Genomic DNA, 24,475 nt, shown 5'->3' with positions numbered 1-24,475 from the left:
TCGAGGTGTACGAACCGATTGCGATGTACGGACTAGAGATACGGGCCCGACCGGATGGCCCCGTGATGATCCCCGCTGCCGTCCTCGTCCTCGTGCCCGCTCCCCGGCGGAAGGGCGCGGCGCATCTGCTCCAGCTGGGCCCGCGCCGCCATCTGCTGGGCGAACAGCGCCGTCTGGATGCCGTGGAAGAGGCCCTCCAGCCAGCCGACCAACTGGGCCTGTGCGATGCGGAGTTCCGCCTCGGAGGGCACCGATTCATCGGTGAAGGGCAGGGAGAGCCGCTCCAGCTCCTCCACCAGCTCCGGGGCGAGGCCGTCCTCCAGCTCCTTCACGGAGCTTGCGTGGATCTCCTTGAGCCTGACCCGGCTCGCCTCGTCGAGAGGAGCCGCCCTGACCTCCTCCAGGAGCTGCTTGATCATGCTGCCGATGCGCATGACCTTCGCGGGCTGTTCGACCATCTCCGTCACCGGGACCTCACGCGATTCGTCGTCAGTGCCACCGCCGCCGATCGCCATGCCGTCCTGCCCCACCACGAGGACTTGGGGGTGCTCCTGCGACCGTTCATTCCTCGGCATCTCCATGGCGCCATTGTCTCGTATACCTACCGCACAACACGGTGGTGCCCCCGCAAACGGTTGATCCACCGTTCTCGAGGGCACCAAATCAACCGGTCAGGCCACTGACCGCACCGCCCGTGTCATCAACCGGCCCGCCGTGCCGGCGCCAGGCGCGAGCGCGTGAACGCCGCCGCGAGCACCCCGGCCAGCAGCGGAATGCACACGACGAGCAGACCGATGGTCGTCCAGGGCAGCACGATCGGCGTGTACGCCGACTGCGTGGGATCGAGCCGCATCGACTTCAGAGCTTCCCGCAGATCTACGAGGCGCAGCGCCACCGCGGGCACCAGGCCTGCCAGTGTGCCGAGAACCACACCCGTGAGCGCCACCACCACGCACTGGAAGCCGGACAGCTTCCGCCGCACGCTCGGAGGGGCACCCACCGCGCTGAGAGTGTTGAGATCGGCTTCCGCGTCCGCCTTGGCCAGCCCCGTAGTGATCGCGGCCGCGCCCAGGGTCACCACGCCGGCGAACAGGGTCAGGATCAGCAGGATGCTGTCCTGCTCCCGGCTGAGGCCGTAATCGGACTGCACCCAGATGCCGCCGCCGGCCTGCTCGATGGCACCGGAAACCCGCTGGTCCTCGGCGGCCGTCGGCGCATGGGCGACGGCATACACGCTCCCGGACGCCCTGGTGTGCAGGCCCAGCCGCTCAGCGGTCTTCTCCGGAAGGATCATGCGGATTCCAGGGGTGGCGGCGTACTTCGCGGGGGCCACGTACACCTTCAGCCTGTCCATGGTGGTCCGTGCCTTGCCCGGGTGCTGCTTCCCGTACTTCTTGTCCTTCTCGCTGTACTGGTGGACCGCCTTGACGGTGACCTCGCCGTTCTCCGCGTACACCGGGTTGAGCAGCACCGGTGTGCCCGCGGCCAGTGCCTTGGCGGCTGCGGGGTCGTCGAGCTTCACGTACGTGTCGAGCAGGGCCGCGTCCGCGACGACGATGTTGCTCCCATCGGCGTTGAAGAGGCCCGACGCCATCAGGTCGGTGAGGCAGGCGGGGGAACGCATCAGCTTCCTGTGCTCGTCGGCGGAGAGCCGTGCGGCGAGTTCCTTGGCTCCCTTGCGGGTGAGCGGGCAGCTGTGGGCCTTGCCGGTGGGCTTGACCAGTTCCAGCGAGCCGCAGTGGTTCTCCTCGTAGTTGTTGCAGTCACTGCCTGCCCAGACCCGTCGGAAGTCCGCGTGCCCGCTGGTGACGGCCATGTTCCGTTCCACCGCCGTCCGTGCCAGCGGGAGGTGCTCGGCCGCCTTCTCGTCGGAGGACGAGACGACGATGGTCCCCTCGGAGATGTAGGGGGTGTAGTTGTACTCGAGCTCCGCGGAATGGCTGGATGTATACGTGGCGATGGCCACCGAACCCGCGACCGCCGCCATCACCGCGGCGACGGCGGGAGCGGTACGACCGCGGTTGCGGGCGGCGTCGCGCAGCGCCATCCGGGGCGAGAGAGGCAGCCTCCTGCCGAGCCGCCCGAGGAAGCCGACGATCACCGGGATGCAGGCGAGCAGCCCGAGTTCGGCGACCATCGAGCCGCCGGCGACCAGTGTCGAATTCCCGCTGGTGCCCCCGTAGAGGGCGATCGCGGCACCGAACGCCAGCACGCAGGCGCCCAGGACGGGCAGAACCCGTGAGGAGCGGCGGACGCCGCGTCGTCCGGTGAGCGAATCCAATACGGACTGCCGACTCGCCACGAGTGCCGGGGCGAATGCCGCCAGCAAACCGGTGATCAGACCGATCGCGGCGATGAGCAGCAACTCCAGCGGCGGCATCGAGAGAGAGCCGAACCGGTTTCCGGCCCAGTTCTCGATCGCGGGCTGGAGGGCCGCGGTGAGCCCGAGGCCGACCACGACACCCGCCACCGCTCCGATACCACCGAGCACCAGACCGCCACCGAGCACCACGGCCCTCACGTGGCGCCTGTCTCCGCCGCAGGTGCCGAGAAGGCCGAGCTGGCGGCGGGAGCGGCGCGCACCGACCGCGAAGGCCGGACCGGCGAGCAGCACGATCTCCAGGACCGCCATGGCAATCACGGTGATGAGTGCTGTGCTGAGCTCTCCGGAGCCGCTGTCGGCGATGCGGGGGTTCCTGGCGGTCAGTGGGACCTCGGAGTCCGGCGGCGGGTCGAGGGCGACCTGCCGGGACGTGACGAGCACGCCCGACTTATTGGCCTCCATGATGTGCGGCCAGGTCACGCCCACTCCTGCCGGGCCTTTGACCAGCCACTCCGTGATCCCGGCGTTCGGCGGAAGCACCTTCTTGTCGTGGTCGGCCCTGTCCTTCCACGGCGCGATGACCGCACCGGGTTCGGCGTAGAGGGCCTCGGTCTTCAGCTCGCTGGGCAGCTCGACCGCGCCGGTGATGGTGTACGTCCGGCCGGAGTTGCGCACGGTGGTGGTCGAGCCGACGTGCAGTCCGGTCGCCTTCAGGAACGGCTCGGTGGCGGCCATCTCGCCCTTGCCGTGCGGGTAGGTGCCGCGTACGAGGTCGATCTTGCCGCGGACCATCGTGTCCGACGTCCGGACCTCGACGATGTCGGTGTTCGTGACGCCGTACCGGGTGGTGACACTCGCCGGGACGGACTGGACGCTGATCGCCCGCGAACCCTTGGGGAACGTCGTCCTGACGTCGACCGGGTCGACGTTCTCCACGGGCGGTGCGCCGTCCACGCCCATGTAAATGTGGCTGATCTCCCCGTCGGGGAGCTGCTCGATGGGCCCCATCATCGCGTCGCTGAACAGTGCGTCGGCGGATCCCATTTTGCTGGTCAGCTGCTCGGCGACGGTCGGCGTCATGCTGCGGTACGTCACATCGAGGGCCGTGACGCCGAGGACCGGTACCGCGATCATCGCGACCACCAGTGCGCTGCGGCCCTTGGCGCGCATCGCGTCGCGCCTGGCTATGCGGAGGGAGGCGCGCCAGCCCGTGAAGACGCTCACTTGGCGCCCTCGGCGGCCAGCAGCGAGTCGGCGTCGGCGGTGAGCGCCTGGTCGACGATCGAACCGTCCCGGAGGAACACGACCCGGTCCGCCCAGGCGGCGTACCGCGGCTCGTGCGTCACCATCACACCGGCCGCGCCCCGGTCACAGCGGTTGCGCAGCAGTGCGAGCACGGCCTCGCCGGTCTCGGAGTCGAGTGCCCCGGTCGGTTCGTCGGCGAGCACGAGGCGCCGGTCCCCCACCAGCGCACGGGCGATCGCGACGCGCTGCTGCTGGCCGCCGGACATCTCGTCCGGGAACCGGTCGGCGATCTCCAGGAGCTTCAACTCCTCCAGCGCCGCCCGCGCCTCCTTGCGGGCCTTGCGCACGGAGACCCCGTCGAGCTCGCGCGGCAGGGCGATGTTCTCGGCGGCGGTGAGCGCCGGGATCAGGTTGTAGTCCTGGAAGACATAGCCGACGCTTCGGCGGCGCAGGGCGGCGACGCCCTTGCGGCCGAGGCCGGCGATGTCCTGGCCCTCGATGATGACCTGGCCGCTGGTCGCGGTGTCGAGACCGCCCGCGATGGTCAGCAGGGTGGACTTGCCGGAGCCGGAGGGGCCCATCACGGCGACGAGTTCACCGGTGCGCACGGAGAGGTCGATGCCACGCAGGGCGTGCACCTCGGCGATGCCGGTGCCGTGGGTGCGGGTGAGCGCTCGGAGTTCGAGCACCGGTGCGTCGACCGACAGCGGCGAACCGGACGAGGACGCGGATCGGGACGGGGCGCGCGAGGACATGGTGGGTGGTTCCCCCTTGGAACGGTTCTGTGGGACCGGTGACGGGCCCCGAAGCGGTTCGTGGCCGTGCCGGGTGCGTACGTGGCAGTCCGTCGGCGGCGCCCGGTGCGTACGTGAATGGTCTGAGGACAGTGCCGGTTTCCGGGTGGCCGGTGGTCAGCGCCGGGCGCGTGGGCGGGCGGTACGGGCCGGGGAGCGGTTGGCTGTACGTACCTCGGGCTCCGGCTCCGTGGCGGCGGCCTCGGCGAGGCGTACCAGCCGGGACTCGCAGTGATCCAGCCAGCGGGCCTCGGCCTCCGCCTGGAAGATCAGCTGCTCGACTACGAGCAGCCAGGCGACCTCGTCGCGGTTGGCCGGGACATCGGCGAGGGCCTGTGCCTTGAGGCGGGTGTAGTCCTGCATCGCCTTCACGGTGTGGTGGCGCTGGGACTGGATGACGGCCCGGATGTCGACACCGGGCGCGCCGACCGCCATGGCGAGCTTGATGGCCAGCTCGTCGCGGGGCGGGTTGCTGCGGTCGACGGGCGTCTCGAACCAGCTCCGCAGCTCGGTGCGGCCGTCGTCGGTGATCGCGTAGAGCGCGTGTCCCTGCTCGTCCTCGTCGTCCTGGGCGACCAGGCCGTCGCGCTCCAGCCGGCTCAGCGTCGTGTACACCTGGCCGACGTTGAGCGGCCAGGTGGAGCCGGTGCGCGACTCGAATTCGGTACGGAGCTGGGAGCCGTATCGGGGCCCCCGTTCCAGCAGGGCCAGTAGCCCGTGACGGATCGACATACTGAGTATGTATACCGGGTATGCTGCTCGACGCAAACCTCGGCCGGAGCCTGTGGGAGCTGGTGGGAGGCTGTGGTTCGTCTCAGTTCGGGCGGCGTAAACGGAATGCGAGGAAGCCCAGCCCCAGTCCTATCAGTGCGATTCCCGCGCCCAGAGACACCCGCTGCACCCGCTGCACCCGCTGCACGGACGGCCCGTCGCCGGCCTGCGGAGCGAGTCGGCCGATCTCGGGGGATGTGCTCGCCGCCGGTGTCACGGCGTTCACCGGCGCCGGGTCGGTTGCCGCGGGCCGTGGGTCGGGCTCGTCGAACGAACTGTCCGCTGGGGTGAGCTCCCACGGCGGGAGCTGCCGCCCGGGCCGCGGCCGCCCCTCCCCGGCCTCACGCCCGGCGAGCGGGGGCTGCGCTTCGGGAGGCGGCGACCCCGCGTTCGCGGCGGCGGGGGGCGAGGTCGAGGGGGAGCCGGAGGCCGGGGCGGAGGGCGGAGGGGGTGCCGGAGGTGCAGGGGCGGCCGAGACGCCCCCCGAGGGAGTGGTCGTCGGCGTGGCCGAGGCTGCGGCCGAAGGAGTGATCGAACCCTTGCCTGACGGTTCGACGCCAGGGGTGACGGAAGGCGGTGCGGAAGGTCCGGCCGACGCGGTCGTGGGCGGCGTCACCGAGGTGCCGGTCGCACCCGGCGTCCCACCGGGGGCGCGCCGGTCCGCGTGGGCCACACCGGTTGCGCCCCCCAGCGCCGCGCCCGCCGAGAATATGAGACAGACCACGCACCTCGTGGGCCGTGAAGGGAGAAGTCCTGGAGCCATGAGGGCAGCGTCACACGTGACGGCATGTCCGGCATCTCGGACATAAGTGACCCTGGAATGCGCCGTCATGTGCATGCGGACCGCAAAGCCCGCCCTCACATGTACCGGGCCGTCACCTTCGGGTGCCCATGTACACGCCCGGTCAGGCCGGGTCACCCGTCGCGACGCGCAGTTCGAAGTGGGCGCCCGTCTTGGGTATGGCAGTTCCCGAGGTCGGGAACTGGTCGATGACTTGGTCCTCCGCGTACGCGTTCCCCGGCACCTTGATCTTCTTGATGCTCCAGCCCGCCGCATCCGCGCAGGCCTTTGCGGAGAGGTAGTCCTTGTACAAGAACTTTGGCGCGTCCACCTTCTCGGGGTCGTCGGTGTCCTCCATCGCGTCCGTGCAGTCCTCGGTCTTCATCGTCCGGTTCCGCTCCGGATCCTTGTGCTCGCTCGCGGCCGGCGATTCGTTCGCGGAGGTTCCGCCGCCCGAACCCGAATCGTCCTTCAGCGAGAGCACCGTGATCAGACCGCCGATCGCGATCAGCGCGACCACGATCGAGCCCACGATCACCGGCATGTTCCGCTTGGAGCCGCCCACGCCGGAGCCGGAGTGCGTCTGCGGCGCGATCGTGTAGGGCGGCGGGGTCTGCTGCTGCATCGGGGACATCGGCGCCTGGCTCTGATATGCCGGAGCCGACTGCGGATAGCCGTACGACGGAGCCGGAGCGGGCGCCGGGGTCGGGGGACCGTACGGCCCCGACTGGGCGCCGGACTGGTACGGGCCCGGCTGGTACGGCGTCTGGACGTTCTGCGGCGCCGGGGTGGACTGGTCGACCGGCGGGAAGACCGCCGAGCCGACGCCCGATCCGCTGTTCGACGGCGCGCCGCCGCCCGCGACGATCACCGGGGCGCCCGTCTGCCCGCTCGCGTTCAGCACGCGCGCGATCTCGTCCTGCATCGCCGCGGCGCTCGGGAAGCGCTCGTTCGGGTTCTTCTTCAGTGCGCGGGCGACGAGCGCGTCCATCGCCGGGGTGATCGACCGGTTGATGGTCGAGGGCGCGACGGGCTCCTCCTGGACGTGCGCGTACGCGATGGCGAGCGGCGAGTCCGCGTCGAACGGGATGCGTCCGGTCAGCAGCTGGAACAACATGATGCCGACCGAGTACAGGTCGGAGCGCGCGTCCACCCCGCGGCCCAGGGCCTGCTCGGGGGAGAGGTACTGCGGGGTGCCGACGACCATGCCGGTCTGCGTCATCGATGTGACGCCCGACTGCATGGCGCGGGCGATGCCGAAGTCCATGACCTTCACGACACCGCGCTTGGTCACCATCACGTTGCCGGGCTTGATGTCGCGGTGGACCAGGCCCATCTCGTGGCTGGTGTCCAGTGCGGCCAGTACGTCGGACGTCACCTTGAGCGCCCTGTCGGCCGGCATCGCACCGTAATTCCGGATGTCCGCCTGGAGCACGGAGCCGAGCGGCTGCCCCTCCACGTACTCCATGACGATGTACGGCATCAGCGCGCCGCCGAGCTCGTCCTCGCCGGTGTCGAAGACCGAGACGATGTTGGTGTGCTGCAGTTTGGCAACGGCCTGCGCCTCGCGCCGGAACCGCTCACGGAAGGACTGCTCACGGCCCAGCTCCGTGTGCAGCGTCTTGATCGCGACCTGGCGGTCCAGTGCGGAGTCGTACGCCAGATAGACGGACGCCATCCCACCCTCGCCGAGCAGGTCGCGAAGCTGGTACCGGCCGCCGGCGACCGAACCGCCCGCGTAGCGCCCCTGAGCGCCGTGTGCGCCGTCCTGGCTCATGACTTGCTTCCCCCTCGGCGCGCGACTGACGCGATGATCCCTATTTACGCGCCAAGTCTGCCCGAGGGGTACGACACGTCAAGCCAGGTGCCCGTTCCGTGACCCTACGCACAGAAGCGTCTCGGAAGCGTTACAGGAACCGCATGGAATTTGCGCGCGCGGCACGCCGGCCGGTTGGATGACCCGTCCCTCTCGGAAACAGTGTGTCCGGAAGAGGCTGTAGCGTGACGTGGCAATGCAGCTAGACACCGTGAGAACCCGCGGACGCGCGGACAGATACGACGGCGAGGACTGATGGCACCCGAATCCGAAGCAAACGGCGGCGGAGTTTCGGATGGCACCGACTCCTGGGGCATCGGCGGCGTCGTCGGTGACGGACGTTACCGGATGACCCACCGGCTCGGCCGGGGCGGCATGGCGGAGGTCTTTGCGGCCGAGGACGTCAGGCTGGGACGTACGGTCGCGGTCAAGCTCCTGCGTTCCGATCTCGCCGAGGACCCGGTCTCCAAGGCCCGGTTCACGCGCGAGGCACAGTCGGTCGCGGGCCTCAACCACCATGCGATCGTCGCCGTGTACGACTCCGGCGAGGACGTCGTGGGCGGCCAGACCGTCCCCTACATCGTGATGGAGCTCGTCGAGGGCCGCACCATCCGCGATCTGTTGCTCAATGCCGAGGCCCCGCCACCCGAGCAGGCGCTGATCATCGTCTCGGGGGTGCTGGAAGCCCTCGCGTACTCGCACCAGCACGGCATCGTGCACCGTGACATCAAGCCCGCCAACGTGATCATCACGAACTCGGGTGCGGTCAAGGTGATGGACTTCGGCATCGCCCGTGCGCTGCACGGCGCGCAGTCGACGATGACACAGACCGGCATGGTCATGGGCACGCCGCAGTACCTCTCCCCCGAGCAGGCGCTGGGCAAGGCCGTCGACCACCGCTCCGACCTCTACGCCACCGGCTGCCTGCTGTACGAACTCCTGGCGCTGCGGCCCCCGTTCACGGGTGAGACGCCGCTCTCCGTGGTGTACCAGCATGTACAGGACATTCCGGTCCCGCCGTCCGACGTTCTGGACGCGGTGCCGCCGGAGCTGGACGGGCTGGTCATGCGCTCGCTCGCGAAGGACCCGGACGACCGGTTCCAGAGCGCCGAGGAGATGCGCGGCCTCGTCCAGTACGGCCTGCAGATGCTTCAGGTGCAGGGCGGCCACACGGGTACGTGGAACACCGGCCCGGTCGCGATGCACGAGGGCGGACACACCCCGGCCATGGGCATCGCCGGGGGCACGATGGCGATGAACCATCCGCAGCACGGGGACACCTCGCAGGGCCCGATCCTGCCTCCGATGAACCCCGACGACGGCGGCTACGAAGGTGGACACCAGGGCGGCGGCGGCCGCGGCAAGCTGTGGCTGTTCGTCGTGCTCGCGCTGATCGCCATCGGGGCCGGTGTCGCCATCGCCGTGAACGCGGCGAACGGCAACGGCGACCAACGCGAGAAGACGCCCACGAAGACCTCCAGTTCGCCGTCCGAGTCGGACAGCTCGCCCTCGCCGAGCGACAGGCAGAGCGAGCAGAACCAGCTGCCGGAGAACTCCACCGGCAACCAGCAGGACGCGCCGCCGCCGCGGCACTCCTACTCTCCGTCGACCACCCCGAGCAAGTCGTCCGAGCCGCCGTCGACCGAGCCGTCCACACCGGCCACGGGTGGCAGCACCGATGCCGGTACGGGCACGGCCGACGGCGGTACCGGGACGGCTGACGGGGGCACCGGCACGGCCGACGGCGGTACGGGGACGGCCGACGGCGGTACCGGGACAGCAGACGGGGGCACGGGTACGGCCGACGGCGGCACCGGCACGGCGGCCGGGACCACTGCGGGCACGGCAGGCACCGCCGCGGGCGCTGCCACTCCGTGACCCCGCGATCGTTCACGGGGCGGCCTCACCCCGTGAACGCCTCGCACACCGCCTCGTACTCACGCGTCCACCAGACCGCCAGGGCCGACACCGCAGGGAACTGCGGGTCGGCCCTTCGGTCGTGCAGGCAGTATCGCCAGCGCAGTATCCAGAAGTCGTTGAGCCGCTCCCACCACACCCGGTGCACCGCTGCGGCCAGTTCCGCCGACCCTGCCCCGGCCGCCCGCCGGTAGGCCCCCGCGTACGCCCGTACCTTCTCCAGCTCCAGCTTCCCGGCCGGCTGTACGAAGAAGATCGCCGCGGCCCGTACCGCCTCCTCCGCGCGCGGCTGGACCCCCAGCCGGTCCCAGTCGAGGATCGCGACCGGGTCCGTGTCCCGGTAGAGGACGTTCAGTGGGTGGAAGTCGCCGTGCACCCAGCCCGTGGCCGGGATGTCGGGGGTGGGCGGCCTGCGGTCGGCATGCTGTTCCAGCAGGGTGCGCCGCTCCAGGAGGCGGTGCTCGGCCAGCTCGTCGAAGGAGTCCCGGGGGCGGCACCCGCGCGCGGCCGCCAGCAGGTCGTCGATCAGGGTGAAGGTGTCGGCGGGGTCGGGGCTCCGGTGGCCGCCGGACCGCCCCGCGAGCCCCGCGCCCGCCTCCATGACCTGTTCGAGCCCGGTGTGCACGGCCCCGAGCAGCGCTCCGAGCCGTTGCGACTGGGCGGCGGTGAGCTGGGCGCCGGCCCGGTGCAGTCCGTCGACCCAGGGGTGCAGGGCGTAGCACCGGCCGCCGATCTCCGTGACCGTGTCGCCCTCGGTGTCCTCCACGGGCGGCGCGACGGGCACGCCGAGTGACTGCAGCCGCTGGGTGGCGCGGTGCTGGCGGACGATCGTGGCGCGGTCGCCGGTGGAGTCGTCGAGGTGATGCTTGAGGAAGTAGGAGCCGCGGGTGGTGGAGACGCGGTAGCCGTGGTTGAGCAGGCCCTGGGTGACGGGCTTGCAGGTGAGGGGCTCACCGGCATCCGGATAGCGGCGCAGCACCTCGTCCACCGGAGGAACGGGCGGACGGGGCACGGACGAGCACAGCACCTCGCCGGCCGGCGGAGCAGACGGAAGGGTTACAGATGAGCGCGGCACTCGCCAGATGTTAGATCACGCTGCGTTGCGGATCGTCTGACTTGCGTGGAAGCCCAGAGTGTGCGCAGAGACGAAGTGCGGGTCGACCCCCAGGTAGGCCGGGGCGAACGGCTCCCCGTTCACCTGGACGGGGTGGCACCGAAGCGCTCCCGCTGTTCGGGGGTCGGGTGCACGATCTCGGCGGGGCCGGTGAACTGCACGGACCACAGCTCGCCGTCGTCCCCCGAGGGTGCGGCGTTGAAGTTGTCCGCTCCGTACGCCACGACCGTGCCGTCGCAGGCCTCGTGGTAGCCGAGGCCGCTGTGCATCCGCAGGACGACGCGGCCGTCGACCACGATGTGGCGGGCCACCGCCAGTATCGGGAGGGCCCGCATGCTCGTCGCCAGTCGGCCGTACTGGACGCGGGCCAGCAGTTCGATCGCGTGGAGTTCCTCGGAGGGCATGCTCTCCACTCTCCGCCACGGGGGAGGCCGTAAAAAGAGGCCGCGGCCCCAGGTGGTCCGGGACCAAAGTCCCGAAAGAGCGCCGGATCGCCGAGGGCCGCGGTCGCTCCGTGCACGTCCCGGCCCTGTCACCACGCGGCGCTCAGCTCCTCATGGCCCTGTCGCCACGCAGCGCTCAGCCCTTCTCCGCCTGCAGCCTGGCCACGTACGCCGCGGCCTGCGAGCGCCGTTCCATGCCCAGCTTGGAGAGCAGACTGGAGACATAATTCTTGATCGTCTTCTCGGCGAGGTGCAGCCGCTCGCCGATCACCCGGTTCGTCAGCCCCTCCCCGATCAGATCGAGGATCTTGCGCTCCTGATCGGTGAGACCGGCGAGCTTGTCCTCACCCCGGCTCTTCTTGCCGTCGCGCAGCCGCTCCAGCACCCGGGCGGTCGCCACCGGGTCCAGCAGCGACTTCCCGGCCGCTACGTCCCTTACCGCGTTCAGCAGTTCGTTGCCGCGGATCGCCTTCAGCACGTATCCCGACGCGCCCGCCATGATCGCGTCGAAGAGCGCCTCGTCATCGGCGTACGAGGTCAGCATCAGGCATTTGATGTTCTCGTCCTGGGAGCGGATCTCCCGGCAGACCTCCACCCCGCTCCCGTCCGGCAGCCGCACATCGAGCACCGCCACATCGGGCCGGGTCGCGGGGATACGGACCAGTGCGTCCGCCGCCGTGCCGGCCTCGCCGACGACCTCGATGTCGTCCTCGACCGAGAGCAATTCATGGACCCCGCGCCGGACGACTTCATGGTCGTCCAGCAGAAAAACAGTGATTTTTCCTTGTTCGCGCACAAAACGCAGTCTCACACACTCGCCTCTTCCCTGCCGCCGAACGGCGGGATAACGTGCCGTTGTTCCGGCGGCCTGCAAGGCTGTTCCCAGTGCTGTGACCAGCGAGAGTTCCCGACTTTTTCGATTTACTTGGAAATCCAAGCAAAATCGCAGGTCAGATAGGGTTTCGCAGTTATGCGGCGTACTGGGTAACGTGCTTTTGGCAGGGCGCTCGCCGGGGCACCTGTCACGCCTGTTCCCGGACCGAGCGGCACCCACCCCGTGCACGGGTGCGGACACAGGCGAGCCGCACTGGCTTCCCGGCAGACCCCGGGGGCCGGACCGACGGAGGAGCACGCACGTGACCGTGGAGAGCACTGCCGCGCGCAAACCGCGACGCAGCAGCAAGCGGACCAGCGCCGTGAAAACGACCGCGAAGACGTCCGCGAAGACGCCACAGAGTTCCGAGCCCGAGCTCGTACAGCTGCTGACGCCCGAGGGCGAGCGCGTGGAGCATCCGGACTATTCGATCGACCTGACCGCGGACGAGCTGCGCGGTCTGTACCGGGACATGGTCCTGACCCGCCGCTTCGACGCCGAGGCCACCGCCCTCCAGCGTCAGGGCGAGCTGGGGCTGTGGGCCTCGCTGCTCGGCCAGGAGGCCGCCCAGATCGGCTCCGGCCGGGCCCTGCGCGACGACGACTACGTCTTCCCGACCTACCGCGAGCACGGCGTCGCCTGGTGCCGGGGCGTCGACCCGACGAATCTGCTCGGGATGTTCCGCGGTGTGAACCACGGCGGCTGGGACCCGAACACCAACAACTTCCACCTGTACACGATCGTCATCGGCTCGCAGACCCTGCACGCCACCGGCTACGCCATGGGCGTCGCCAAGGACGGCGCGGACTCGGCCGTGATCGCGTACTTCGGCGACGGTGCCTCCAGCCAGGGAGACGTCGCCGAGTCCTTCACCTTCTCCGCGGTCTACAACGCCCCGGTCGTCTTCTTCTGCCAGAACAACCAGTGGGCGATCTCCGAGCCGACCGAGAAGCAGACCCGCGTCCCGCTCTACCAGCGCGCGCAGGGCTTCGGCTTCCCCGGCGTCCGGGTCGACGGCAACGACGTACTCGCCTGTCTGGCCGTCACCAGGTCGGCGCTGGAGCGGGCCCGCCGGGGGGAGGGGCCCACGCTCGTCGAGGCGTTCACCTACCGCATGGGCGCGCACACCACCTCCGACGACCCGACGAAGTACCGGGCGGACGAGGAGCGGGCCTCCTGGGAGGCCAAGGACCCGATCCTGCGGCTGCGTGCCTACCTGGAGAAGCAGCAGGCCGCCGACGAGGCGTTCTTCACCGCGCTGGAGGAGGAGAGCGAAGCCCTCGGCAAGCGGGTGCGTGAAGCGGTACGGGCGATGCCCGATCCGGACCGGATGGCGATCTTCGACCACGTCTACGCCGACGGGAACCCGCTCGTCGACGAGGAGCGCGCCCAGTTCGCCGCCTACCAGGCATCGTTCGCCGAGGAGGGCAACTAGCCATGGCCATGGAAAAGATGTCCATTGCGAAGGCTCTCAACGAGTCGCTGCGCAAGGCCCTCGACACCGACCCCAAGGTCCTCATCATGGGTGAGGACGTCGGCAAGCTGGGCGGGGTCTTCCGGATCACCGACGGACTCCAGAAGGACTTCGGCGAGGACCGGGTGATCGACACCCCGCTCGCCGAGTCCGGCATCGTCGGTACGGCGATCGGCCTGGCCCTGCGCGGCTACCGGCCCATCGTGGAGATCCAGTTCGACGGCTTCGTCTTCCCCGCGTACGACCAGATCGTCACGCAGCTCGCGAAGATGCACGCCCGGGCGCTCGGCAAGATCAAGCTGCCGGTCGTCGTGCGGATTCCGTACGGCGGCGGCATCGGCGCCGTCGAGCACCACAGCGAGTCCCCCGAGGCCCTGTTCGCGCACGTCGCGGGCCTGAAGGTGGTCTCGCCCTCGAACGCGAGCGACGCCTACTGGATGATGCAGCAGGCCGTCCAGAGCGACGACCCGGTCATCTTCTTCGAGCCCAAGCGCCGCTACTGGGACAAGGGCGAGGTCGAGACCGACTCCATCCCCGGCCCGCTGCACCGGGCCGCGGTGGCGCGTACGGGCTCCGACCTCACGCTTGCCGCGTACGGCCCGATGGTGAAGGTCTGCCTGGAAGCGGCCGCGGCCGCCCAGGAGGAGGGCAAGTCGATCGAGGTCCTGGACCTGCGCTCGATGTCCCCGATCGACTTCGACACCATCCGGACCTCGGTCGAGAAGACCGGCCGGCTCGTCGTGGTCCACGAGGCGCCGGTGTTCTACGGCTCCGGCGCCGAGATCGCCGCCCGGATCACCGAGCGTTGCTTCTACCACCTGGAAGCACCGGTGCTCAGGGTCGGCGGCTATCACGCCCCGTACCCGCCGGCGCGGCTGGAGGACGAGTACCTGCCGGGCCTCGACCGTGTGCTCGACGCCGTCGACCGCTCGCTGGCGTACTGAGGACTGGGGCGTGACAACGATGAACGACACTTCCAACGCTGCTCGCTTCCGAGAGTTCAAGATGCCCGACGTGGGCGAGGGACTGACCGAGGCCGAGATCCTCAAGTGGTACGTACAGCCCGGCGACACCGTCACCGACGGCCAGGTCGTGTGCGAGGTCGAGACGGCCAAGGCGGCTGTGGAGCTGCCGATTCCGTTCGACGGGGTGGTGCACGAGCTGCGTTTCCCCGAGGGCACGACCGTCGATGTCGGTCAGGTGATCATCGCGGTGGACGTGGCGCCGGGCAGCGGTGACGCGGCCCCGGCCGCTGTTCCCGCGCCGGTTGCCGAACCGGAGCCGTCGGAGCCGGAGGCCCCCAAGGGCCGTCAGCCGGTCCTGGTCGGGTACGGCGTCGCCGAGAGCTCGACCAAGCGGCGTGCCCGCAAGGGCGCCACGACCGCGGTGCCCGCCGCCGCGGCCGCGATCCAGGGCGAGATGAACGGTCATGGCGCCGTGGCCGTTCGGGACAGCCGCCCCCTCGCCAAGCCGCCGGTGCGCAAGCTGGCCAAGGACCTGGGCATCGACCTGGCGACGGTCGTCCCGACCGGTGAGGGCGGGATCATCACCCGCGAGGACGTGCACGCGGCGGTGACGCCCGTACCGGCGCAGGCAGCGGCACCCGTCGCCGCCCCGGCGGTGGCCGAGGCCGAGGCTCCGGCCGTCGTCGTGTCGGCCGGCGCCCGCGAGACCCGTATCCCGGTCAAGGGTGTACGGAAGGCCATCGCCCAGGCGATGGTCGGCAGCGCGTTCACGGCTCCGCACGTCACCGAGTTCGTCACCGTCGATGTGACGCGCACGATGAAGCTGGTGGCGGAGCTCAAGGAGGACAAGGAGATGGCGGGGGTGCGGGTCAACCCGCTCCTGATCATCGCCAAGGCCCTCCTCGTCGCGATCAAGCGGAACCCGGACGTCAACGCCGCCTGGGACGAGGCCAACCAGGAGATCGTCCAGAAGCACTACGTGAACCTGGGCATCGCCGCCGCCACCCCGCGCGGTCTGATCGTGCCGAACATCAAGGACGCGCACGACAAGACCCTGCCGGAGCTCGCCGCGGCGCTGGGCGAGCTGGTCTCCACGGCCCGGGACGGCAAGACCTCCCCGGCCGCGATGGCGGGCGGCACGGTGACGATCACCAACGTCGGCGTCTTCGGCGTCGACACGGGCACTCCGATCCTGAACCCGGGCGAGTCCGCGATCCTCGCGGTCGGAGCGATCAAGCTCCAGCCGTGGGTCCACAAGGGCAAGGTGAAGCCCCGTCAGGTCACCACGCTGGCCCTGTCGTTCGACCACCGCCTGGTCGACGGCGAGCTCGGCTCCAAGGTTCTGGCGGACGTCGCCGCGATCCTGGAACAGCCGAAGCGCCTGATCACCTGGGCGTAGGTGCTTCAGCGGTACGTGTACGAGATGGGCCCGCGCGAACTTCGTGCGGGCCCATCGGCATGTCCGGCCCTTGCCGCAGGGCGAGTTCGGCGAACACGGTCTTGCCGACGGTGCGCGGCTCGACGCCCCAGTGGTCCGCGATCCGCGCGACGATGACGAGCCCCCGCCCGTAGCACTCGTCGGCCGCCGCCTCGCGCAGAACCGGCAGCCGTTCGCCGGCTGGGCCAACTTCCGTATCGCCCGCGACCTGGAGGCAGAGGTCAAGGAACTCCGGGACACTCCCGGCAGGGACATCCTCGTGGTCAACAGCGCGAGCGTCATCCAGGCGCTGCCGCGCGCCGACCTGATCGACGACCTGCGCTTCGTGGTCGTCCCCATGCTGCTGGGCGCCGGTCTGCGCCTGTTCGAGGAGGGCATTCCCGCCTCGGCATGGGCTCTGGCTCAGTCGACCGTGCTGACGGACGGCGCGATCGGCCTGCACTACGAGCGCGTCCGACCTGCGCTCCCTGCTGAGAGTTCGTCGCCGATCCGCTGGTCAACGTATTAATTCTCAAAGGGAATTGAGCCGCAGAGGTTAGGGTGGCTCAATGTCATCGGTCAAGAAGTTCCAGGTCACCTTCGACTGCGCGGATACCGAGCGCGTCGCTCGCTTTTGGTGCGAAGTGTTGGGGTACGTCGTAACGCTGCCCTCCGAGGGACAGGGATCATGGGCTGTGTGCGCCGATCCCACGGGTGAGGGCCCGCGCATGTATTTCCAGCAGGTTCCCGAGGGCAAGGTCGCCAAGAACAGGGTGCATCTCGACGTGCGGGTCGGTACCGGGCTCGTAGGCGCGGAGCGTCTGGCCGTGCTTGAGGCCGAACGCGATCGGCTGGTCGCGCTCGGGGCGGTGTGCCTGAACGTGCTGTACGCCGATGAGGAGAACGAGTCGTGCATCAATATGCAGGACATCGAGGGCAACGAGTTCTGTCTCGACTGAGCGTCGGCGGGCCGGAGAGGCCAGGAGAGCGGCGAGAGGGGCCCCGCGCGGTGCGGGGCCCCTCTCCGTGTGCCGCCGTGGTCGGCGGGACTACTTCTTGAAGGAGTAGTCCATGATCTTCTTCATGTCCGCGGAACGGGTGGTCGCGCTCGTGGAGGCGAGCACGGTGCCGATGACCGTCTTGCCGTTACGGGTCGCGGCGAAGACCAGGCAGTACTTGGCCGTCGGGCCGGAACCGGTCTTCACGCCGATGGCGCCGCTGTAGCTGCTGAGCATCGCGTTGGTGTTGGACCACGACATGTAGCGGTAACCACCGCTCTTCGTGGTGACCTTCTGCTTGGTCGACTTGGTCTTCACGACCGTGCGGAACGTGGAGTTCTTCATCGCGCTGCTGGCGATCTTCGTCAGGTCGCGCGGCGTCGAGTAGTTCGAGCCGTTCCCTATGCCGTCGAACGAGTCGAAGTGCGTGTTCGTCAGCCCGAGGGACTTGGCCTGGGCGTTCATCTTGCCGATGAACGACTTCACGCGGGCCGCGCGGGTGGTGCCGGAGCCGAACTTGTCGGCCAGCGCGTACGCGGCGTCGCAGCCGGACGGCAGCATCAGACCGTACAGCAGCTGGCGGACGGTGACCTTGTCGCCCACGATCAGGTGGGCCGACGAGGCCCCCTTGGAGACGATGTAGTCGCTGTACGCCTTCTGGATCGTGACCTTGGAATCCAGGTTGAGATTCTTCTGCGCCAGGACGACCTTGGCGGTCATGATCTTGGTGGTGGATCCGGTGGAGCGACGGGTGTCCGCAGCCTTGGTGAACAGGGTCTTCGCGGTGCCGTTGTTCATCACGTAACCGCCCTTGGCGGTGATCGTGGGAGTGGGCGGCGTGGCGGCCTGCGCCGTGGAGGCGAACACGCTGCCCGCGATGACGGCACCCGCGGTAAGAGCCACGGTGGCAGTGGCGGAAACGCGGTTTATGCCCTTAATGCCGATTTTCAACTTGAACGCTCCAAATGCCCCTGGAATGCGGCCACATGAGGGTGCCGCTCGGTGGTGAGACTCATGAGGCCGAAGGAAGGATGTGCTGATTCCTGAGGCAATTTCGGAGCTAAGGGTGGTTCGGGCCACGGGGTGGCCCCCGTCCCGCACCTGTCCGGATCCCGGACGGGTTTCCTCATGTACGCATGTTGTATCTATGCTGTGTACATGCCTGCCGCACCCCCAGCCGTGAAGCCCTCTGCGAAGTCCGCCGCGCAGCCGACCGTGAAGTCCTCCGTCAAGCAGCCCCCCGCCGCCGAGCGCGTCTACGCCCATATCAAGGAGGCGGTCCTGGACCGCCGCTACGAAGGCGGCACGCTCCTCACCGAAGGCGATCTCGCGGAGGCCGTCGGTGTCTCCCGTACGCCCGTGCGCGAAGCTCTGCTGCGGCTGGAGGTCGAGGGGCTGATCAAGCTGTATCCGAAGAAGGGTGCTCTCGTTCTCGCCGTCTCCGCGCAGGAGATCGCGGACGTGGTGGAGACCCGGCTGCTCGTCGAGGAGTTCGCGGCCCGCAAGGCCGTCCCCGCCTCTGCGCAGTTGATCGGACGGCTTGAGGAGCTTCTCGATGAGCAGCGGCAGTTGGCCGAGGCCGGTGACCTGGCCGCCGTGTCCGTGAAGGACCGCTGCTTCCACGCGGAGATCGTGCGCAACGCGGGCAACGACATCCTCTCGCGCCTCTACGACCAGCTGCGCGACCGGCAGTTGCGGATGGGCGTCGCCGTGATGGAGGCGCACCCGGGCAGGATCGCCGCCAACATCACCGAGCACGGCGAGCTGCTCGAAGCGATCAGGTCGGGTGACGCGGACGGTGCCGCACAGGTCGTGCGGCGACATGTCAGCCGGGTCAAGGTGTTGGTCAGGGGTGAGGACCGGTGAGTTCCGCCGCCGCTCCCACCCTGTCCCTGCCCGGAGATCCACCCGGCGGCCGGCGTGCCGCATGGGTCTGGGGCATCGGCGTCGCCGTCTACTTCGTCGCCATCATCTTCCGCACCAGCCTGGGTGTTGCCGGACTGGACGCCGCCGACCGGTTCCACGTCAACGCCTCCGCACTCTCCACGTTCTCCATCCTTCAGCTGCTCGTCTACGCGGGCATGCAGATACCCGTCGGCCTGCTGGTCGACCGGCTCGGCACCAAGAAGGTCCTCACCCTCGGGGCCGTTCTGTTCACCCTGGGGCAGCTCGGCTTCGCGCTCTCCCCCTCGTACGGCACGGCGCTGGCGTCCCGGGCGCTGCTCGGCTGCGGCGACGCGATGACCTTCATCAGCGTGCTGCGGCTCGGTGCCCGCTGGTTCCCGGCCCGGCGCGGTCCGCTGATCGGTCAGGTCGCCGCGCTCTTCGGAATGGCGGGCAACCTCGTCTCGACGCTGTTCATCGCGAGGGCCCTGCACGGATTCGGCTGGACCACCACCTTCGTGGGCAGCTCCGCCGCCGGGGTTCTCGTCCTTGTGCTTCTCCTGCTGTTCCTGAAGGACCACCCCGAGGGCCACGAGCCGCCGCCCGCCGAGCACGCGGGCGCCGCCTACGTACGCAAGCAGATCGCCGCCTCCTGGCGGGAGCCCGGCACCCGGCTCGGTATGTGGGTGCACTTCACCACGCAGTTCCCGGCCATGGTGTTCCTGCTGCTGTGGGGGCTTCCGTTCCTGGTGGAGGCACAGGGGCTGAGCCGGTCCACCGCCGGTGAGCTGCTCACCCTGGTGGTGCTCTCCAACATGGCGTTCGGACTGGTCTACGGGCAGATCATCGCCCGCCACCACGAGGCCCGCGCCCCGCTGGCCCTCGGGACGGTCACCGTGACGGCCCTGCTCTGGGCGTCGACCATCTTCTACCCGGGCGACCGTGCGCCGATGTGGCTGCTGATCGTCCTGTGCGTGGTGCTCGGCGCGTGCGGTCCCGCCTCGATGATCGGCTTCGACTTCGCACGGCCCGCCAACCCGCCGGAGCGCCAGGGCACCGCCTCGGGCATCGTGAACATGGGCGGCTTCATCGCTTCGATGACCACGCTGTTCGCCGTCGGCGTGCTGCTGGACGCGACCGGTGACAACTACCGGATCGCGTTCGCCTCGGTCTTCGTGCTGGAGGCGCTCGGCGTCGTACAGATTCTGCGGCTCCACTCCCGGGCCACGCACCGCGAGCGGGACCACCATGTGATCAGCCGCGTGGAGGCCGTGCACGTACCCGCGTAACGCGCCTGTCGCGCCTGATCGGCGGCGCGCCCGTCCTCGCACGACGGGCGCCGCCGACCACGGTGGGGCGGCGCCGTGACGCTACGGCGTCACGGCGAAGTTCTGCAGGATCGCCTCCGCCAGATCCTGGTCGCCCTCGACCTTGATCCGGTCCACGACCGCACCCGCCCGCACCCGCCCGCAGGCGAGGCGGAAGTACGTCTCCCAGTCCATCGCCAGCGTCACCGCGGGCCCGAGCGACGGCGAACCGTCCACCGAACCGCGGCCCTCCGCATCGACCCTGACCGTGCGCAGGAACTCCATCGGCCCGTGCACATCGAGCACGATCGCCGAATTGGCCGGTGCACCCGCGTCCTTGGCGACCACCTTCGGCAGCGCGGCGAGCAGGGTGTCCCGGACGACAGAAGCGCCGGGGGAGTCCAGATTGCCGGGCTGCCCCAGCGTCGCCCGCAGATCCTGCTCATGCACCCAGACGTCGAAGGCACGCATCCGCAGCGCCAGTTCGAGGGTCTGCTCGGCGCCGAGCGGCGCCCGGACCATGGTCTCGGGGTCACGTGTCTCGTTGCGCAGCTGACGTGCGCGGCGAATGATCGTGTACTCCAGCTCGGAGGTCATCTCCGGCGCGGTGTGGTGGCGCCGCACATCGACCTGCATCTCCATGTAGCGAGCGAAGTCGTTCTGTACATGGTAGAGATCGCGCGGCAGCGTGTGGATCGGACGCGGGTCGCCGAGCTGCTCGCACTCCATGCCGATGACGTGCGAGACGATGTCACGCACCGACCAGGCGGGGCACGGCGTACGGCGGTTCCACTCTCCCTCGGCGAGCGGCTTCACCAGCTCGGCGATCGACTCGATGGAGTGGGTCCAGGCATCGGTGTAGGTCTGGAGGCTGGGATGGACGGTCACGGGACCCCTCGTGCGGTTCTGCGGTGCATGGGCTGGAGTGCTGGGCGCGGGCGGCGGGCTGCGTGGGAGGTTCGATCGCTAAGTTACGCTGCGAGCAGGCACCCCGGCAGTGCTTTCGTGTGACGATCGTAGGCCCGTGTTGACGGCTCGAATGCCAGGACGGTGGTAGTGTGCGCGCCTCCCTCATCCAGATCGCAGTAGACCCGGACGAATCCGTCAATTCCCGTAGGCAACGCGCGGCTTCGCTGATCGCGGCCCAGCGCGGTGCGGATCTGGTGGTTCTTCCCGAACTCTGGCCGGTCGGCGCGTTCGCGTACAGCGACTTCGTGGACGAGGCCGAGCCGCTCCAGGGGCCCACCCACGACATCATGGCGAAGGCCGCGGCCGACGCCGGGGTCTGGCTGCACGCGGGCTCCTTCGTGGAGCGCGCGGCCGACGGCACCCTCTACAACACCGCGCTCGTCTTCACCCCCGAGGGCGAGCGGGCTGCCGCGTACCGCAAGATCCACCGCTTCGGCTTCGACAAGGGCGAGGCGGTCATGATGGGCGCCGGCGAGGAACTGGTCACGGTCGCCCTGCCGCAGACCACCCTGGGCCTCGCCACCTGCTACGACCTGCGCTTCCCGGAAATGTTCCGCGGCCTGGTCGACGCGGGCGCCGAGACGCTGATCGTCACGGCGGGCTGGCCGGAGCGCCGTCGCGCCCACTGGACGCTGCTGGCCCAGGCACGCGCCGTCGAGAACCAGTCGTACGTCCTGGCCGTCGGCACCGCGGGCACCCATGCCGGAATCCAGCAGGCCGGGCACAGCATCGTCGTCGACCCCTGGGGCGAGGTGCTTGCCGAGGCGGGCGCGGACGAGGCGGTGCTCACCGTGGAGTTCGACCCGTCGAAGGTCGCCGCCACGCGCGCGCAGTTCCCGGCGCTCAAGGACCGTCGCCTGGGGCTGGTCCGGCCGGAGACGGGCGAGTAATCACGTTTCACGTGAAACGCGCCGAGGTCAGCCCTCGTGCTCCTTGTCCGCGAGCACGATGACGCACACCGATACGGCGATGAGCAGTGCCGCGTCGGCGTCCTCCCGTACGACATCGATCCCGTACGTGTCCCGGACGGTCAGCCAACGCCGTGAGATCTGGGCCAGCAGTTCCCCGTCGTAGTCGATGGCGAACTCGCGGTCCAGGATCTTGCCGCTGACATCGAGCTCGGTGCCGTCCACCAGCGTGACCCGGTAGTGGTTGCGCAGCAGCGACAGCCGCTTGCGCTTGATCGTGGCGAGCTGTTCGCCGTCGCGCTCGATGAGCATCGTGTCGCGCAGGCTGAGCAGCTTCTGCCGGATCTCGACCAGGACCCGGCCCTGCGTGTCCTTCAGCTCGAAGGTGTCACGCACCCGCATGGCCTTGCCGTCCACGAGGAAGACCTTGCGGCCGTCCGCGTCCTCGATCCAGTAGTCGTCACCGACAGCGAAGAGCCGTTCACGCACCAGGAATCTCATGGCTCACAGGTTCCCTCAAGACCCTCCGGAATGCGTGGGGGCCACGGTGATGTTGACTGTCGATATGGCAACACGTGCGCGCGTCAGGGCCCCCGAGCTGATCGGCAAGGGCGGCTGGCTCAATACAGGCGACCAGCAGTACACCCTCGCTGACCTGCGAGGGCGCATCGTCATTCTGGATTTTTGGACGTTCTGCTGTGTGAACTGTCTGCATGTCCTCGATGAGCTGCGCGAGCTGGAGGAAAAGCACCGCGACACCGTGGTGATCATCGGTGTGCACTCGCCGAAGTTCGTCCACGAGGCCGAGCACCAGGCCGTCGTCGACGCCGTCGAGCGGTACGAGGTCCACCACCCGGTCCTCGACGACCCGGAACTGGCGACGTGGAAGCAGTACGCCGTCCGGGCCTGGCCCACGCTTGTCGTCATCGACCCCGAGGGCTATGTCGTCGCCCAGCACGCGGGCGAGGGCCATGCGCACGCCATCGCGAAGCTGGTCGAGGAGCTGGAGGCCGAGCACGGCGCGAAGGGTACGCTGCGCCGCGGCGACGGCCCCTATGTCGCGCCCGAGCCGGTGGCCACGCATCTGCGTTTCCCGGGCAAGGCCCTGCTCCTGCCGGACGGCGGGTTCCTCGTCTCCGACACCACCCGCCACCGCCTGGTCGAGATCGAGCGTGACGGTGAAACGGTCAGCCGTCATGTCGGCACGGGGGACAGGGGGTTCGCCGACGGCGGGCGCGAGGAGGTCCGGTTCTCCGAGCCTCAGGGGCTGGCCGTGCTGCCCGACGGCCGGATCGCGGTCGCCGACACCGTCAACCACGCCATCCGCGCCCTCGACCTCACCACCGGGGTGACGACGACCCTCGCCGGTACCGGCCGCCAGTGGTGGCAGGGTTCGCCGGCGACCGGCCCGGCCCGCGAGGTCGACCTCTCCTCCCCCTGGGACGTCGCCTGGTTCGCGGACCGGCTGTGGATCGCCATGGCGGGTGTGCACCAGCTGTGGACGTACGACCCCGAGACGGAGACCGTGCAGGTCGCGGCGGGCACGACCAACGAGGGCCTGGTCGACGGGCCTGCCGACGAGGCCTGGTTCGCCCAGCCTTCCGGGCTCGCCACGTCGGCCGACGGGGAGCGGCTGTGGGTCGCCGACTCGGAGACGTCCGCCCTGCGGTACGTCGAGCGCGACGGCACCGGCTTCGCCGTCCGTACAGCCGTCGGCACCGGCCTCTTCGACTTCGGGCACCGCGACGGTGCCGCGGATCAGGTCCTGTTCCAGCATCCGCTGGGGGTGACCGCGCTGCCCGACGGGTCCGTCGCCGTGTGCGACACGTACAACCACGCGCTGCGGCGCTACGACCCCGCGAGCGGTGAGGTGACCACCCTGGCCACGGATCTGCGCGAGCCCAGCGACGCCGTGCTGGTCGAAGGCGATCTCGTCGTCGTCGAGTCCGCCCGGCACCGGCTGACCCGGCTGCGGCTCCCGGAGGAGGCCGTACGCGTCGCCGGTCAGGCGCACCACACGCAGCGCGCGGCCACCGAGATCACCCCGGGCACGCTCCGGCTCGATGTGGTCTTCCAGGCCCCCGCCGGGCAGAAGCTGGACACCCGGTACGGTCCCTCGACCCGGCTGCTGGTCTCGGCGACCCCGCCCGAGCTGCTGGCGGAGGGCTCCGGTCCCGGTACCGATCTGTTCCGTGACCTGGTCCTGGCCGACGGCGTCACCGAGGGCGTCCTGCATGTGTCCGCGATGGCGGCGTCCTGCGACGACGACCCGGAGAACGAGTACCCGGCCTGCCATGTCCACCAGCAGGACTGGGGCGTCCCCGTCCGCGTGACCGCGGAAGGAACGCCCCGGCTGCCGCTGGTGCTGGCAGGGATGGACGAGCAGGCCTGACGGCGCGCGGAGCCCCGGATACGGAGGGCCTTTTGCGCCGGGTGCGGTGTGTGCGGCGAGGTAGGGGCCGCGTCCCGCGGGGC

Annotated in this window: 20 protein-coding genes and 1 pseudogene; 10 read left to right on the top strand and 11 right to left on the bottom strand. The window is 69.6% G+C overall.

Going from position 1 to position 24,475, the window contains the following annotated elements; translation table 11 throughout:
* Positions 1-32: 32 nt before the first annotated feature.
* From GA0115254_RS10435 to GA0115254_RS10410, 5 genes are all read right to left on the bottom strand, one after another.
* Positions 33-581 (bottom strand): bacterial proteasome activator family protein, encoded by a 549-nt coding sequence (locus GA0115254_RS10435; RefSeq protein ID WP_093894996.1) that lies wholly within the window; start codon positions 579-581, stop codon positions 33-35.
* A gap of 119 nt (positions 582-700) precedes the next feature.
* Positions 701-3,547 (bottom strand): FtsX-like permease family protein, encoded by a 2,847-nt coding sequence (locus tag GA0115254_RS10430; RefSeq protein ID WP_093894995.1) that lies wholly within the window; start codon positions 3,545-3,547, stop codon positions 701-703.
* Positions 3,544-4,323: an ABC transporter ATP-binding protein gene (locus GA0115254_RS10425; RefSeq protein ID WP_093894994.1), complete on the bottom strand. Its 780-nt coding sequence runs from the start codon at positions 4,321-4,323 to the stop codon at positions 3,544-3,546. The genes GA0115254_RS10430 and GA0115254_RS10425 overlap by 4 nt, the downstream gene beginning before the upstream one ends.
* A gap of 156 nt (positions 4,324-4,479) precedes the next feature.
* Positions 4,480-5,094 (bottom strand): PadR family transcriptional regulator, encoded by a 615-nt coding sequence (locus tag GA0115254_RS10420; RefSeq protein ID WP_093894993.1) that lies wholly within the window; start codon positions 5,092-5,094, stop codon positions 4,480-4,482.
* 944 nt (positions 5,095-6,038) lie between these two features.
* Entirely contained in the window at positions 6,039-7,691 is a 1,653-nt protein-coding gene (locus GA0115254_RS10410) for a protein kinase domain-containing protein (protein WP_093894991.1), read from the bottom strand.
* Positions 7,692-7,985: 294 nt separating this feature from the next.
* Here GA0115254_RS10410 and GA0115254_RS10405 point away from each other — a divergent pair, with 294 nt between their 5' ends.
* Positions 7,986-9,608, top strand: a complete 1,623-nt coding sequence (locus tag GA0115254_RS10405) for a protein kinase domain-containing protein (protein ID WP_093894990.1) — start codon at positions 7,986-7,988, stop codon at positions 9,606-9,608.
* 25 nt (positions 9,609-9,633) lie between these two features.
* Here GA0115254_RS10405 and GA0115254_RS10400 read toward each other — a convergent pair whose 3' ends face one another.
* The 3 genes and pseudogenes from GA0115254_RS10400 to GA0115254_RS10390 form a co-directional block, all read right to left on the bottom strand.
* On the bottom strand, positions 9,634-10,626 hold the full coding sequence (locus tag GA0115254_RS10400; RefSeq protein ID WP_093895158.1) for a phosphotransferase: 993 nt from the start codon (positions 10,624-10,626) through the stop codon (positions 9,634-9,636).
* 111 nt (positions 10,627-10,737) lie between these two features.
* Positions 10,738-11,165: pseudogene (locus tag GA0115254_RS10395) on the bottom strand (pyridoxamine 5'-phosphate oxidase family protein).
* A gap of 175 nt (positions 11,166-11,340) precedes the next feature.
* A complete protein-coding gene (locus GA0115254_RS10390) occupies positions 11,341-12,000 on the bottom strand; it encodes a response regulator (protein WP_093894989.1) in 660 nt (219 codons plus the stop codon).
* A gap of 340 nt (positions 12,001-12,340) precedes the next feature.
* Here GA0115254_RS10390 and pdhA point away from each other — a divergent pair, with 340 nt between their 5' ends.
* The 5 genes from pdhA to GA0115254_RS10365 all read left to right on the top strand — a co-directional run bounded on the left by pdhA (position 12,341) and on the right by GA0115254_RS10365 (position 16,893).
* Positions 12,341-13,513 (top strand): pyruvate dehydrogenase (acetyl-transferring) E1 component subunit alpha, encoded by a 1,173-nt coding sequence (gene pdhA / locus GA0115254_RS10385; RefSeq protein WP_093894988.1) that lies wholly within the window; start codon positions 12,341-12,343, stop codon positions 13,511-13,513.
* A 2-nt stretch (positions 13,514-13,515) separates the two neighbouring features.
* Positions 13,516-14,496 (top strand): alpha-ketoacid dehydrogenase subunit beta, encoded by a 981-nt coding sequence (locus tag GA0115254_RS10380; RefSeq protein ID WP_093894987.1) that lies wholly within the window; start codon positions 13,516-13,518, stop codon positions 14,494-14,496.
* Positions 14,497-14,506: 10 nt separating this feature from the next.
* Positions 14,507-15,916, top strand: coding sequence for a dihydrolipoamide acetyltransferase family protein (locus tag GA0115254_RS10375; RefSeq protein ID WP_093894986.1), 1,410 nt, complete (start codon positions 14,507-14,509; stop codon positions 15,914-15,916).
* Positions 15,917-15,986: 70 nt separating this feature from the next.
* Positions 15,987-16,463, top strand: coding sequence for a dihydrofolate reductase family protein (locus tag GA0115254_RS10370; RefSeq protein WP_218105524.1), 477 nt, complete (start codon positions 15,987-15,989; stop codon positions 16,461-16,463).
* A gap of 40 nt (positions 16,464-16,503) precedes the next feature.
* Positions 16,504-16,893, top strand: a complete 390-nt coding sequence (locus tag GA0115254_RS10365) for a VOC family protein (protein WP_093894984.1) — start codon at positions 16,504-16,506, stop codon at positions 16,891-16,893.
* Between the two features lie 90 nt (positions 16,894-16,983).
* On the opposite strand, the gene GA0115254_RS10360 is transcribed toward GA0115254_RS10365, so the two are convergent.
* Complete coding sequence (locus GA0115254_RS10360) at positions 16,984-17,883, bottom strand: D-alanyl-D-alanine carboxypeptidase family protein (protein WP_176740059.1); 900 nt, start codon at positions 17,881-17,883, stop codon at positions 16,984-16,986.
* A gap of 207 nt (positions 17,884-18,090) precedes the next feature.
* Between GA0115254_RS10360 and GA0115254_RS10355 the strand changes: the two genes are divergently transcribed.
* Together GA0115254_RS10355 and GA0115254_RS10350 are read left to right on the top strand one after the other, a co-directional pair.
* The gene (locus GA0115254_RS10355) at positions 18,091-18,798 is read left to right on the top strand and encodes a GntR family transcriptional regulator (protein ID WP_093895157.1); all 708 of its coding nucleotides are present in this window, start codon (positions 18,091-18,093) and stop codon (positions 18,796-18,798) included.
* A complete protein-coding gene (locus GA0115254_RS10350; RefSeq protein ID WP_093894982.1) occupies positions 18,795-20,105 on the top strand; it encodes an MFS transporter in 1,311 nt (436 codons plus the stop codon). The genes GA0115254_RS10355 and GA0115254_RS10350 overlap by 4 nt, the downstream gene beginning before the upstream one ends.
* An 81-nt stretch (positions 20,106-20,186) precedes the next feature.
* Here the strand turns inward: GA0115254_RS10350 and GA0115254_RS10345 are convergent, their stop codons facing one another.
* A complete protein-coding gene (locus GA0115254_RS10345; protein ID WP_093894981.1) occupies positions 20,187-21,011 on the bottom strand; it encodes a maleylpyruvate isomerase family mycothiol-dependent enzyme in 825 nt (274 codons plus the stop codon).
* Positions 21,012-21,181: 170 nt separating this feature from the next.
* Here GA0115254_RS10345 and GA0115254_RS10340 point away from each other — a divergent pair, with 170 nt between their 5' ends.
* Complete coding sequence (locus GA0115254_RS10340) at positions 21,182-21,982, top strand: carbon-nitrogen family hydrolase (protein WP_093894980.1); 801 nt, start codon at positions 21,182-21,184, stop codon at positions 21,980-21,982.
* 27 nt (positions 21,983-22,009) lie between these two features.
* Here GA0115254_RS10340 and GA0115254_RS10335 read toward each other — a convergent pair whose 3' ends face one another.
* Positions 22,010-22,501, bottom strand: a complete 492-nt coding sequence (locus tag GA0115254_RS10335; protein WP_093894979.1) for an LURP-one-related/scramblase family protein — start codon at positions 22,499-22,501, stop codon at positions 22,010-22,012.
* Positions 22,502-22,565: 64 nt separating this feature from the next.
* Between GA0115254_RS10335 and GA0115254_RS10330 the strand changes: the two genes are divergently transcribed.
* The gene (locus GA0115254_RS10330; protein WP_093894978.1) at positions 22,566-24,392 is read left to right on the top strand and encodes an NHL domain-containing thioredoxin family protein; all 1,827 of its coding nucleotides are present in this window, start codon (positions 22,566-22,568) and stop codon (positions 24,390-24,392) included.
* Positions 24,393-24,475: the final 83 nt, after the last annotated feature.

The organism is Streptomyces sp. Ncost-T10-10d, assembly GCF_900091955.1.
Classification (GTDB): Bacteria; Actinomycetota; Actinomycetes; order Streptomycetales; family Streptomycetaceae; genus Streptomyces.
The sequence above is the reverse complement of the archived record's forward strand: the minus strand, read 5'-3'. Positions and strand labels throughout refer to the sequence as shown.